This is a genomic window from Streptomyces sp. NPDC032721 (genome assembly GCF_055579625.1).
Map to the genome: position 1 here is coordinate 147,715 of NZ_JBVIMX010000017.1, position 12,214 is coordinate 159,928.

The 12,214-nt window shown below is 68.6% G+C and carries 10 protein-coding genes and 1 other RNA gene; 1 reads left to right on the top strand and 10 read right to left on the bottom strand.

All coding sequences use genetic code 11. The annotated features are described in order from the left end of the window. Window positions 1-143: 143 nt before the first annotated feature. From ACZ5PB_RS31375 to ftsE, 8 genes are all read right to left on the bottom strand, one after another. Window positions 144-1,868: an acyltransferase family protein gene (locus ACZ5PB_RS31375; protein WP_468695807.1), complete on the bottom strand. Its 1,725-nt coding sequence runs from the start codon at window positions 1,866-1,868 to the stop codon at window positions 144-146. Further along, a complete protein-coding gene (locus ACZ5PB_RS31380) occupies window positions 1,865-4,072 on the bottom strand; it encodes a bifunctional polysaccharide deacetylase/glycosyltransferase family 2 protein (RefSeq protein WP_468695809.1) in 2,208 nt (735 codons plus the stop codon). Before ACZ5PB_RS31380 ends, ACZ5PB_RS31375 begins: the two co-directional genes overlap by 4 nt. A 16-nt stretch (window positions 4,073-4,088) precedes the next feature. Further along, entirely contained in the window at window positions 4,089-4,934 is an 846-nt protein-coding gene (locus ACZ5PB_RS31385; RefSeq protein WP_468695810.1) for a hypothetical protein, read from the bottom strand. Between the two features lie 478 nt (window positions 4,935-5,412). Beyond that, window positions 5,413-5,782, bottom strand: a transfer-messenger RNA (tmRNA) gene (gene ssrA / locus ACZ5PB_RS31390). Window positions 5,783-5,946: 164 nt separating this feature from the next. Beyond that, the gene (gene smpB / locus ACZ5PB_RS31395) at window positions 5,947-6,438 is read right to left on the bottom strand and encodes an SsrA-binding protein SmpB (protein WP_468695813.1); all 492 of its coding nucleotides are present in this window, start codon (window positions 6,436-6,438) and stop codon (window positions 5,947-5,949) included. Window positions 6,439-6,456: 18 nt separating this feature from the next. Then, window positions 6,457-7,644 carry a S41 family peptidase gene (locus tag ACZ5PB_RS31400; protein WP_468695815.1) on the bottom strand — a complete coding sequence of 396 codons (1,188 nt, stop codon included), beginning with the start codon at window positions 7,642-7,644 and terminating at the stop codon, window positions 6,457-6,459. A gap of 111 nt (window positions 7,645-7,755) precedes the next feature. Beyond that, the gene (gene ftsX, locus ACZ5PB_RS31405; protein ID WP_468695816.1) at window positions 7,756-8,676 is read right to left on the bottom strand and encodes a permease-like cell division protein FtsX; all 921 of its coding nucleotides are present in this window, start codon (window positions 8,674-8,676) and stop codon (window positions 7,756-7,758) included. Between the two features lie 10 nt (window positions 8,677-8,686). After that, on the bottom strand, window positions 8,687-9,376 hold the full coding sequence (gene ftsE / locus ACZ5PB_RS31410) for a cell division ATP-binding protein FtsE (RefSeq protein ID WP_266653284.1): 690 nt from the start codon (window positions 9,374-9,376) through the stop codon (window positions 8,687-8,689). Window positions 9,377-9,629: 253 nt separating this feature from the next. On the opposite strand from ftsE, the gene ACZ5PB_RS31415 reads away from it, so the two are divergent. Next, entirely contained in the window at window positions 9,630-9,824 is a 195-nt protein-coding gene (locus ACZ5PB_RS31415) for a hypothetical protein (RefSeq protein ID WP_468695817.1), read from the top strand. 118 nt (window positions 9,825-9,942) lie between these two features. Here the strand turns inward: ACZ5PB_RS31415 and ACZ5PB_RS31420 are convergent, their stop codons facing one another. Both ACZ5PB_RS31420 and prfB read right to left on the bottom strand, forming a co-directional pair. After that, the gene (locus tag ACZ5PB_RS31420; protein WP_468695819.1) at window positions 9,943-10,725 is read right to left on the bottom strand and encodes a hypothetical protein; all 783 of its coding nucleotides are present in this window, start codon (window positions 10,723-10,725) and stop codon (window positions 9,943-9,945) included. 358 nt (window positions 10,726-11,083) lie between these two features. Next, the gene (gene prfB, locus ACZ5PB_RS31425; protein WP_468695820.1) at window positions 11,084-12,190 is read right to left on the bottom strand and encodes a peptide chain release factor 2; all 1,107 of its coding nucleotides are present in this window, start codon (window positions 12,188-12,190) and stop codon (window positions 11,084-11,086) included. Window positions 12,191-12,214 lie beyond the last annotated feature (24 nt).

A 12,214-nucleotide genomic window follows, 5' to 3' on the forward strand; every position in this document is an offset into this window, starting at 1 on the left:
CGCCGGGCGGGCGCGAGCAACCACCCACCGGCCCGCGTGTAAGCAACCCCTGGCCCCGCGGAGCGGTTCAGGTGAAGGGGCGGGGAGGGGCATCGCCCGCCACAGGCGCGACACCGCCCCCTCCCGCCCCCGGCAAGGGATCCTCAGCTCCCCGCCGCGGCCTTCTTCCGCTTCGCCCCGTTCGGCCAAAGCCTCGGCTTCCGCTTCGCCGCGAAGTCCTCCGTCCACCCGAAGCTCGCGATGAACAGCGCGATCAACGGCCACGCCAGGACGAACATCAGCACCTGGTACAGCTTCCCCAGGTAAGGGCTGAGCATCTCCCCGATGCCGAACGGCAGCCCCCACATCTGGTCGATGATCGGAATCGCCAGCATGATCGCCATCTCGTGCCAGAGATAGATCGTCACGGCCCGGTTGTTGGCCAGCGTGATCGGGGTGTCGAACCCCTTCAGCTTGTCCGGGAACTCCTGCCAGGACGGCGAGTAGTGCAGCAGGATCGCGCAGAAGCCCAGCGACCACAGCGCGTTGGCGGTCGGGATCTCGTCGAAGTTCCAGCCTGCCTCGCCGATGTGGGTGGCCGCCCACCACAGCCCCAGCGCCATCACGAACGCCGAGAACGTCGGGATCATGTACGCCTTGAGCTTCTTCAGCGTGCCCTCGTTGTGGGCGAAGCCGAGGATCCAGCAGGAGGCGAAGGTGGTGAAGTCCTGGATCGCGTTCCCGGTCTCGCCGGGGATCTCGATCAGCTTCAGGCCGAGCACCGCCGACAGCGCCAGCGGCGCCAGCATCGTCACCCAGGGCAGCTTGCGGAACGCCTTGAGCATCAGCGGCGAGAGCACCACGAACCACAGGTACGCCCGGATGTACCAGAGCGGACCCGACGCCTGCGCGGCCCATTCGAGCCCCATCAGACCGCCCTCGGACCCCGCCTCCCAGGGCGCCTGGGGAGCCCCGATCGGTACGAACCACCAGACGAGCTTGATCCACCACCACATGATCGGCTCGTCGTCCCCGTTGGGCTTCCACCCGCCGTGGAACAGCGCGACCAGCATGAAGACCGAGAACAGCCAGAACGGGATCAGCAGTCGCCGGATACGGCTCTTGATGACGCTCATCGCGGGCCGCGCCAGCGAACGCGCCATCAGCGACCCGGCCAGCGCGAACATCACGCCCATGGACGGGAAGATGACCGTCAGCCACGCCCAGCCGAAGACGTGGAAGAACACGACGCGGACGAGCGCGATGGCCCGCAGCAGGTCGAGATAGCGGTCACGGCCCGGCTTCTTGGGCGCCTCCGCCTTCGCCTTCTGCTCGCCGTCGCCTTCCCCGTCGCCTTCCCCGTCCGCCCCGCGGCCGGAGTCGGCCCAGGGACGGGGCGGGTCCTGCACCGCCGTACGGGCGAAGGCAGGGGTCTGCTCCTGCTCCGGCTCGTCGTCGAACTGCTGCTGCGGGAAGGCGGTGGTGGTGCCGTTGTTGCCGGCGCTGTCGGCGCTGCTGCCGTAATGGCTGCCGTTGTACGCCTCGGTGCCGTACGAGTCGTTGCCGTACGAGTCATTCCCGTACGGCTCCGGAACGTACGCCTCCGGAGCATAGGGCTCCGCATAACCGGCGCCCCCCTGCTGCTGGTACCCACCGGTCTGCTGGTACCCGCCGGACTGCTGGTACCCACCCGCCTGCGGGTAGCCACCCGTCTGCGGGTAACCCCCGGCCTGCGGATAGCCGTTGGAGCTCTGGCCGTACATCGAAGGGCCCGGGTTGTTGCGCACCCTCGGCCAGCCGCCGCCCTGCTGGGGCGGCGGCGGGGGTATGGAGCCCTCGTCCTCGTCGCCGTGGCCCTCGCCGTTCGGCCCCGGATATCCGTGGCTCATCCGACCGGCCACCTCTCCTGATCAGCGTTGCGCCGCTGGCCCGGCAGGGCCCCCGGTGCCTCGACCGCGCCGGTGCGGCGCAGCTTCTGCCAGCGGAGCCGGCCGCCGGTGAGGGCGGTGATCCAGGACTGCAGCAGTACGACGTACATGATCTGGCGGTACAGGATCTGCTGGAGCGGCAAGGTGACGAGGTGCGTCATCTTCTCCTTGTCCAGGCGGAACGCGTAGGCCGCGCAGATGCCCTGGAGCGCCAGCACACCGAACCACGCGATGATCGTCTTGCCGGTCGGGCCGAAGATCAGGCCGTAGATCAGGAAGATGTCGATCAGCGGTGCGAGCAGCGGGAAGAGCACCATGAACAGCGAGACGATCGGCAGGCCGATCCGGCCGAAGCGGCCCGAGGGACCCCGCTCTATGAACGCGCGGCGGTGCTTCCAGATGGCCTGCATGGTGCCGTACGACCAGCGGTAGCGCTGCGACCACAGCTGCTGGACGGACTCCGGCGCCTCGGTCCACGCGCGCGCGTCCTCCGCGTACACGACCTTCCAGCCGTCGCGGTGAAACGCCATGGTGATGTCGGTGTCCTCGGCGAGGGTGTCCTCGCTCATGCCGCCCACGCGGTGCAGTGCGTCCGCACGGAAGGCGCCGACCGCGCCGGGGATGGTCGGCATGATGCCGAGCATGTCGTACAGGCGGCGGTCCAGGTTGAAGCCCATCACGTACTCGATGTGCTGCCAGGCGCCGATCAGCGAGTCGCGGTTGCCGACCTTGGCGTTACCGGCGACCGCGCCGACGCGCGGGTCGCCGAAGGGCTGGACCAGCTCGCGGACGGTGGACGGCTCGAAGACCGTGTCGCCGTCCATCATCACGATGATGTCGTAACGGGCGTGCCGGATGCCGTTGTTGAGCGCGGCGGGCTTGCCCGAGTTCAGCTGGCGCACGACGCGGACGTTGGGCAGCCGCATCTGCTCGACGATGTCCGCGGTGCCGTCCGTGGAGCCGTCGTCGATGACGATGACCTCGATCGGATGGTCGCTGGACATCAACGAGCGGACGGTGTTGGCGATGCACTCGCGCTCGTTGTACGCCGGGACCAGGACGGTGACCGGCCTGGTGATCTCCGGCCCCCAGCGGAACCCGCGCCTGCGGACCTTGCGGGCGTGCGCGAAGGACAGCACCAGCATCAGTACGAAGCGGGCGATGACGAGCGAGCCGACGATCGCCAGTCCCACCGTCAGGACGTCGGTGACGTTGTCCGAGACGGAGATCGCGACGAGGAACGCCTTCGACTTCCACAGTTCGAGACCGGTGATCGCGGTGTGCGCGGAGGGCGCGCCCAGTGCCTGGGTCAGGTTGGTGAACTTGTAGCCGCGCTTCTGCATGTCCGGCAGGAACTTGTTCAGCGCGGCGACGGTCTGCGAGCGGTCACCACCGGAGTCGTGCATCAGGGTGATGGTGCCCTTGGTGCCCTTGGGCGTGGCCTTCTTGAGGATCGACTCGACGCCCTCGCGCCGCCAGTCGTCACTGTCGGTGTCGTTGACGACGGTGAGGTAGCCGAGCTCGCCCGCGTACTTGGCGACCGGCCAGCTCGCGTCGTCCATCGCGCTGGACATGGAGGAGTACGGGGGCCGGAACAGCGAGGTGTGCACCCCGGCACCACCGGCGATCGCCAGCTGGGTCTGGGAGAACTCCCAGTCGATGCCGTTCTTGGTCTTGTACGAGAGGTCGGGGTGGTTGAAGGTGTGCACCCCCACCTCGTGCCCCTCGTCGACGATCCGCTTGACCAGGTCGGGGTAGCGGATGGCGTTGGCACCGGTGACGAAGAAGACGCCGTGGGCGTTGTACTGCTTCAGCTTGTCCAGGACGCGGGGGGTCCAGACCGGGTCCGGGCCGTCGTCGAAGGTGATGACGATGTGCTTGTCCTGGACCCGCAGCGCCTTGGGGTCCTTGGGGTCGCGGGCGTCGATGACCGGCCCGCCCTTGAGGATCTCCTTGGGGACGGTGAAGGAGTCGATCGCTTCGCGGACGCGGTGGTCGGGCGTGATCTCGTTGTGTACGTAGCCGCGCAGCATCAGCATGGCCATCATTGCGCCGAGCACCAGCAGCGGCAGCAGGTAACGCATCGGGAACCAGCGCCGCCGGGAGCGTGTGCGCGCGGCGGAGCGGCGGGCGCCCTGGGAGGAACGCCTGCGGGGGTTGGACATCTACGTGCCGTGCCTTCTACTGAGCCGGGTTGGCGGGGTCCACGGGAGGTTCGGGGTCTGTGGTGGGGTCGCCCGCCGCACCACCGGGAGTCGCGCCGCCGTCACCGGCGCCACCGGGAGCCACGCCGCCGTCATCGGCACCACCGGGAGCCGCGCCGCCGTCGCCGGCACCACCGTCACCGGCACCACCGGGTGCGGCACCGCCGTCACCGGCACCGCCCGGGGCGGCTCCGCCTGCTCCCGCTCCGCCTGGCGCTGCCGCACCGCCCGCGGCTGCGGCACCGCCTCCACCGGCTGCGGCGGCAGCGGCGCCGCCGGGCTTGGTGGGCGGGTTGACGGGCGGCTTCGTGCCGGCCGGGGTGTTCTTCGGGTCGGGGCTGCCCTTGGTGCCGCCCGCGGGGACCTTGCCGTCCGTGCTGGGGGGCTGGCTGCCCTGGTTGCCGGGCAGCTGGTTGCCGCCGACCGGGGGAAGGTCACCGGCCTTGGGCACCGAAGGGGTGGGGCTGGGCTCGGACTTGACCTTCTCGGCCTTCTCCTCCGATTTCCCGGGGATCAACAGACCGGGAGCGAAGGAGTTTCCGCCGATGAGGGAGGCGACGAGCATGGCCGCGTACACGGCGCAGATGGCACCGAGCACCCAGCCGAGCCTGCGGAACTTCTTTCCGCGGCGTCCGCTCTCGTCGACGAAGACGGGGCCGTCGGCGCCCTCCGTCGACAACTCGGGCAGGAGGGGCTCGGAGTGGCCGCGACGGGCGAACTCGGGCCCGACGGAGTCGAGCTGCATCGTCCGGTCGTCCACGTCGCGTATCTGACGTATCTGTCGGGTCTGACCGGTGTCGGCACCCTTTTGCATATTGTTCACAGCTGTCCGCACATCCCCCACTGACTGATTCATCGGTGGGCGCGCGCGACTCACTGGACAGCATCTTTGGACCGGCCCCCACCCGTCCAAGCGCCCTATCACACTGCACCCGGACGATGAATGTAGCGCACGCCGGTGGCCCTCCTTATCCCGAGTGCACTCTTGTCACACACCAATGACATACCGAGAGCCGGAATGAGTCATTCCGTGCCCGTTTTGACCCCTTTAACCCATATTTATGTGGTGCATAAGACATCACGTGACGCATATGACAACCCCGCCGTACAACCATCGGCACGCTCGGCCGTCGGAGCCGCCGGACGCCGGCGCTCCTCTCACCCACCCTCCTTTCACCTGTCCGGGTGAAGCCGGGACACGACGAAGGCCCGGACACGAGGAACGCCCGGACATGACGAAGGCCCGGACATGACGAAGGCCCGGCCGCCAGGGGCGGTCGGGCCTTCGCTCAACATGGAAATTGTGGAGATGGCGGGAATCGAACCCGCGTCCAACGGTGCAGAATCAGGGCTTCTCCGTGTGCAGTCTGCTGCGATTTTCTCGGCCCCGGAGATCACGCAGACAAGTCTCCGACGGGCTCAGTCACTGTTTGATTTCCTTCCAGGTCCCGTGACCGGGCCTAGAAGTTTAGATCCCTTGATGATGCCAGGATCCGGGTCGGGATCACCCCCGGGCTGACACTTCGCAAGTCGCTACTTAGGCAGCGAGGGCGAAGGAATCGCGCTTGGTGTTGGCGATTATTGGTTGCGACATATGGTTAACGAGATCATTGCCGCTTCCTCGACACGCTTCCCCTGCTTCGACATCCGCTGTCGAAACCGATCATCCCCATGTTGATTTTTCAAAGTGGGTCGGGGGGCTTGCGCCACCCGCTCCGTCGCTGGCCCCATCACCATGTGGGGTGCGATGCCCATCGTACGTGACCAACGTCCGACGATGCCAGCCAATTCCCCGCGACCGTCCCCGGACGCCCCGGACGGCTGCCCGTCCGTGCTTACAGGTGGCCGCGTTCCTTGCGCTTGACCGCCGCGATGGCGCGGTTGGTCTCGCGGGTGTCCTGCTTCTCGCGGAGCGTCTGACGCTTGTCGTACTCCTTCTTGCCCTTGGCGAGCGCGATCTCGCACTTGACCCTGCCGTCCTTGAAGTAGAGCGCGAGGGGCACCACCGTGTGGCCCGTCTCGTTCGACTTCGACTGCAGCTTGTCGATCTCGGCCCGGTGCATCAGCAGCTTGCGCTTGCGCCTGGCCGCGTGGTTGGTCCAGGTGCCCTGCGAGTACAGCGGTACGTGGATGTTGTGCAGCCACGCCTCGCCGCCGTCGATCTGCACGAAGCCGTCCACCAGCGACGCCCGGCCGAGCCGCAGGGACTTGACCTCGGTGCCCATGAGCACGAGTCCGCACTCGTAGGTGTCGAGGATGGTGTAGTCGTGCCGGGCCTTCTTGTTCTGCGCGATGATCTTGCGCTTGGGGTCCTTTTCCTTAGCCATAGTGCGGTCATTTTCGCACTACGAGCCCCCCTGAAGGCCACTCAATACTGTCTGCGCCCGTTCCTTGGCCCGCTCGGTGACCGCGAGGTCGGGGGTGATGCCCCGGCCGTCGAGGCTGTGGCCCGCGGGAGTGCGGTAGTGGCCGACGGTCAGCTCGGCGACCGAGCCGTCCGCCAGCTTGCTCGGCTTCTGCACCGAGCCCTTGCCGAAGGTGCGCGAGCCGACCGTCAGCGCCCGGCCCCGGTCCTGGAGCGCGCCCACCGCGAGCTCGGCGGCGCTCATGGTGCCGCCGTCGACGAGCGCGACCACCGGTCTCTCGGTGTCCCCGCCCGGCCGCGCGTGCAGGGCCCGCTGCCTGCCCCGGTCGTCGTACGTCGCCACCAGTCCGCCGTCCAGGAAGGCCGAGACGGCGGTGACCGCCTCGTCGACCAGACCGCCCGGGTTGCCCCGCAGGTCGAGCAGTACGCCCTTGCCCCTGGGGGCACCGCGCACCGCGTCGCGGACCCGCTCGCCGGAGCCCTTGGTGAAGGAGGCGACCCGGATCAGCAGGGCGCCCTCGGGGAGGTTCTCGACGGTGACGGCCTCGGTGGCGAGGGTGGCCCGGTGCAGCTTCTCGGTCCACGCGTGCGTGCCGCGCGCGAGGCCGAGCGCCACCGGCGTACCGGCGCGGTCCTCGTGCTCGCCGGCCCGGTCGCCGCGCAGCAGGGAGACGACCTCGGTGACCGGGCGGCCCTCGACGCGGTGGCCGTCGATGCTGCGCAGCCGGTCGCCCTTGCGTACGCCCGCCTTCGCGGCGGGAGAGCCCGGCTGGACCCTGGCCACCTGGACGCGGCCGTCGGCACCGCGCTTGGCCCACAGGCCGACGCCGGTGTACCGGCCGTCCAGGGACTGCTCGAACTCCCGGTACTCCGCCGGGTCGTAGACCGCGCCCCAGCGGTCGCCGCTGCGGCTGACGGCCTCCTCGGCCGCCTCCTTGCCGGACTTGCCGTCGGCGACCGCCTCGGCGGCGGCTCTGGCGACGGCGTCCTGAGTGGCCCTGTCGGCCTCGGCAGAGGCAGGTCGTGCGGCCGTTGCGGGCTGCTGCCCGTCCTCCTGCGACCAGGAACCGGTCGCCGAGACGGTGGCGAGTGCGCCCGCCAGGACCAATGACAGGGCCGCCCCGCGGCAGAGTCCACGGGGCCGGACACCGAATTCCGGTCCAGGCATGGCGAGAAGTGTAGGACAAACGCCGCGCCCCGTACGGCTTGTTGCCGTACGGGGCAGGTGGGGCGCGCGAGGCGCCGGGGGGTGAAAGGGGGCGCGACCGGGCTGCGGTGCTCAGACCTTCAGGTACTTGCGCAGTGCGAAGAAGGCGGCGAGCGCGGGCATCAGCAGACTGATCGCAAGCACCAGCGGCAGCTTGGTGAGGACCGCGTCCCAGCCGATGAACTGCACCAACTCCATCTTGTCGGCGAGCGCGAGGCCGTGGTCGATCAGGAAGTACCTGCCCAGGACCAGCAGTACGCAGGCGAAGGCGCCGCCGATGAGGCCCGCGACGGCGGCCTCCATGATGAAGGGCGCCTGGATGTAGAAACTCGACGCGCCCACCAGGCGCATGATGCCGGTCTCCCGCCGTCTGCTGAACGCGGACACCCGCACGGTGTTCACGATCAGCATCAGCGCGATGACGAGCATCAGTCCCATCAGGAAGAGCGCGGCGATGTTCATGCCGTTCATCAGCTCGAAGAGCTGGTCGAGGATGGAACGCTGGTCCTCGACGGACTGCACTCCGTCCCGGCCCGCGAAGGCGGTGGCCACCACCTTGTACTTCTGTGGGTCCTTGAGCTTGACGCGGAAGGACTCCTGCATCTGGTCCGGCGTGATGACGTTGGCCATCGGGGTGTCGCCGAACTGCTCCTTGTAGTGCTTGAACGCCTGATCCGCGTTCTCGTAGAAGACGCTCTCGACGACGTCCATCTTTTCGAGGTCGGTCTTGACCTGCTTCTTCTGGTCGGCGGTGACCGCACCCTTGCCGCACTGCGGGACGCCGGTCTCCGCGTCGTTCTTGTTGCAGAAGTAGATCGAGATGTTGACCTTGTCGTACCAGAAACTCTTCATCTCGCTGACCTGGTTGCGCATCAGGAGTGCGCCGCCGAAGAGGGCGAGGGAGAGAGCCACGGAGACGATGACGGCAAAGGTCATCGTGAGATTCCGGCGGAGACCGACACCGATCTCCGACAGGACGAACTGGGCGCGCATCGGCGTCCTTTCAGTGCTGGTAGCCGTAGACGCCGCGAGACTGGTCGCGTACGAGACGGCCCTTCTCGAGTTCGATGACGCGCTTGCGCATCTGGTCGACGATCTGCTGGTCGTGGGTCGCCATCACCACAGTGGTGCCGGTGCGGTTGATGCGGTCCAGCAGCTTCATGATGCCGACGGAGGTCTGCGGGTCGAGGTTGCCGGTCGGCTCGTCCGCGATCAGCAGCATCGGGCGGTTGACGAAGGCCCGCGCGATGGCCACGCGCTGCTGCTCACCACCGGAGAGCTCACCGGGCATCCGGTCCTCCTTGCCGCCGAGACCGACCAGGTCGAGCACCTGCGGGACGGCCTTGCGGATCTCGCCCTTGGGCTTGCCGATGACCTCCTGCGCGAAGGCGACGTTCTCGGCGACGGTCTTGTTGGGCAGCAGCCGGAAGTCCTGGAAGACGGTGCCGAGCTGGCGGCGCATCTGCGGCACCTTCCAGTTGGACAGCCGCGCGAGGTCCTTGCCCAGGACGTGCACCTGCCCCTGGCTGGCGCGCTCCTCGCGCAGCAGCAGCCTCAGGAAGGTGGACTTGCCGGAGCCGGAGGAACCGACCAGGAAGACGAACTCGCCCTTCTCGACCTCCAGGGAGACGTCCCGAAGGGCAGGACGGTTCTGCTTCGGGTAGGACTTGGACACGTTGTCGAATCGGATCACAGGTGCACCACGGTCGCCGGGAGTAGGTGAGCGTGACCATACGCGACCCGGCCGCACGCCCGCAGGCTGCTGCCCGCGGCTGAGGGGTTTGCTCCGGTTTGCCGGGTGGCCTTGTGCACCGGGCCGCGCGGATGTGCCGTCCGGCTGGCACAGTGGAGGGGAACGGATGTGTTCCTCCGTGCGTTGTGTAGAGCGAACGCGGGGAAAACGCGGGAGAACGATTCGTACGGCCTGTAGCCGAGGAGGAGAGCGCATGACCTATGACCGGTTGGTGTGCGCGAACTGCGCGGGGCCGGTGGCCGAGGGCCGCTGTCCGACGTGCCGGGCGAGCAGGCAGCGTCTGGAGCAGCAGGAAAGCCCCTTCGCACAGCTGAGCCCGGCGGCGCTGGTGGCGCTGCTGGTGATTCTGCTGGCCGCGATGGCACTGGTGGCGCACCAGGCCGCGTAAGGGCTCTGGTGGGTACGAGGAGAACGGCTGGGGCAGTACGAGAGGGGCCCGGGGCACTGAAAAGCGCCCCGGGCCCCTCTTTCACGCGTTCTTGCGTGCGCGCTGTGTGCTGCGATCGTCAGGCTGCATTACCGCCGCTGCCACTGCCACTGCCACCCAGGCGGGGCAGGAAGCGGAAGCCGATGCCGCCCGCGATCATCGTCGCGGCGCCGACCAGCAGGAGCGTGGTGTCGCCCGCACCGGTCGCGGCCAGCTCGTCCTTGGGCTTGGCCTGCTCGACGGGACGGTTGGCGACGCTGTCGACGTCGGTGTTGTCGCCGGTGCCGCCGGTCTGCCCGGTGTTGTTGTTGTCACCCGTGCTGCCACCGGGGGCCGTGGGGTCGCCGGTGGGCGGCTTCGTCGGGTCCGTCGGCGGCTTGGGCTTGTCGGTCGGCGGCTTGGGCTTGTCCGTCGGCGGCTTCGGGTCCGAGGGGTCCGAAGGGTCGGCGGGGTCGGTGGGATCGGTCGGCGGCTTCGGGTCCGAGGGGTCGGCCGGATCCGTCGGGTCGGTCGGCGGCTTCGGGTCCGAAGGGTCGGCCGGGTCGGTGGGATCGGTCGGCGGCTTCGGGTCCGCGGGGTCGGCCGGATCGGCCGGGTCCGCGGGGTCGGCCGGGTCAGCCGGGTCCGCGGGGTCGGCCGGCGGCTTCGGGTCCGCCGGGTCGGCGGGGTCCTTGCCCGGGTCGCCCGGGTCCGCGGCGTCGATCCCGGCGTTCACCTGGATGGCACCGGCGTCGACCTGCACGCCCGCACCCGTGTCGGGCCCGACGGCCTGGGCGACACCTGCGGCGGTCAGCGACGCGCCGGCGGCGATCACCGCACCGGCGGCTATCCGCGCGACGCGGACCCGCATCTTGTTGGTCATCTGGTTGCTACCCCCAGTAGCTGAGCCCGCCGCGTCGGCGGGCTCTCGGCTGGCTCTACGAATTCGTACGTCGATGGAGCAGCTATGCAGGGGCAACGGCCTTGGCGGGGATGTCAGTTCACGGGACCACTTCTCAAGAGGCCGCCTGCTCGCCCCCGTTCACACCCGCCCCAGACATACGCATGCTGCCCGCCACACTCCCCCAGCCCTAAGAATTACGTCAAGGTCGTTCCGACCGCGATGCCGGTTTTACGATCACTTGCCCGTCCGATGTGCACAGCCCTGTGACATATCCGGGCCGCGATTCCGGAACGAAAAAGCGCCGGAACCCCTCGGGGGTCCGGCGCTCTCTCTACTGCTACTTCTCCTGCTGCTTGCGCCAGCGGATCCCGGCCTCCAGGAAACCGTCGATCTCGCCGTCGAGGACCGCCTGCGGGTTGCCGACCTCGAACTCCGTACGGAGGTCCTTGACCATCTGGTACGGGTGCAGGACGTACGAACGCATCTGGTTGCCCCAGGAGTTGCCGCCGTCACCCTTGAGGGCGTCCATCGCGGCCTGCTCCTCCTGGCGGCGCCGCTCCAGCAGCTTCGCCTGGAGGACGTTCATGGCGCTCGCCTTGTTCTGGATCTGGGAGCGCTCGTTCTGGCAGGAGACGACGATGCCGGTGGGCACGTGGGTCAGCCGGACCGCGGAGTCGGTGGTGTTGACGCCCTGGCCGCCGGGGCCCGACGCACGGTAGACGTCGACGCGCAGCTCGGACTCGTCGATCTCGACGTGGTCGGTCTTCTCGACTACCGGGAGGACCTCGACGCCCGCGAAGGAGGTCTGGCGGCGCCCCTGGTTGTCGAACGGCGAGATACGGACGAGCCGGTGCGTGCCCTGCTCGACGGAGAGGGTGCCGTAGGCGTACGGAGCCTTGACGACGAAGGTGGTCGACTTGATGCCGGCCTCTTCGGCGTACGACGTCTCGTAGACCTCGGTGGAGTAGTTGTGCCGCTCGGCCCAGCGGAGGTACATGCGCTGGAGGCGCTCGGCGAAGTCGGAGGCGTCGACGCCGCCGGCCTCGGCACGGATGTTGACGAGGGCCTCGCGCTCGTCGTACTCGCCGGAGAGGAGGGTGCGGACCTCCATCTCGTCCAGCGCCTTGCGGACGGAGACCAGCTCGGTCTCCGCCTCGGCGAGGGCGTCCGCGTCGTCCTCGTCGGCGGCCAGCTCGAACATCACGGCGAGGTCGTCGATCCGGCCGCGCAGGGCGGAGGTCTTGCGGAGCTCGGCCTGGAGGTGCGAGAGCTTGCTGGTGATCTTCTGGGCGGCGTCGGGATCGTCCCAGAGGGACGGCGCCGCGGCCTGCTCTTCGAGCACGGCGATGTCGGCCCTCATCTTCTCGAGGTCCAGGACGGCCTCGATCGACCCCATGGTCGAGGAGAGGGACTTCAGCTCTTCGGATACATCGACGACTGCCACGGGACCAGCGTAACCGGTACGGGG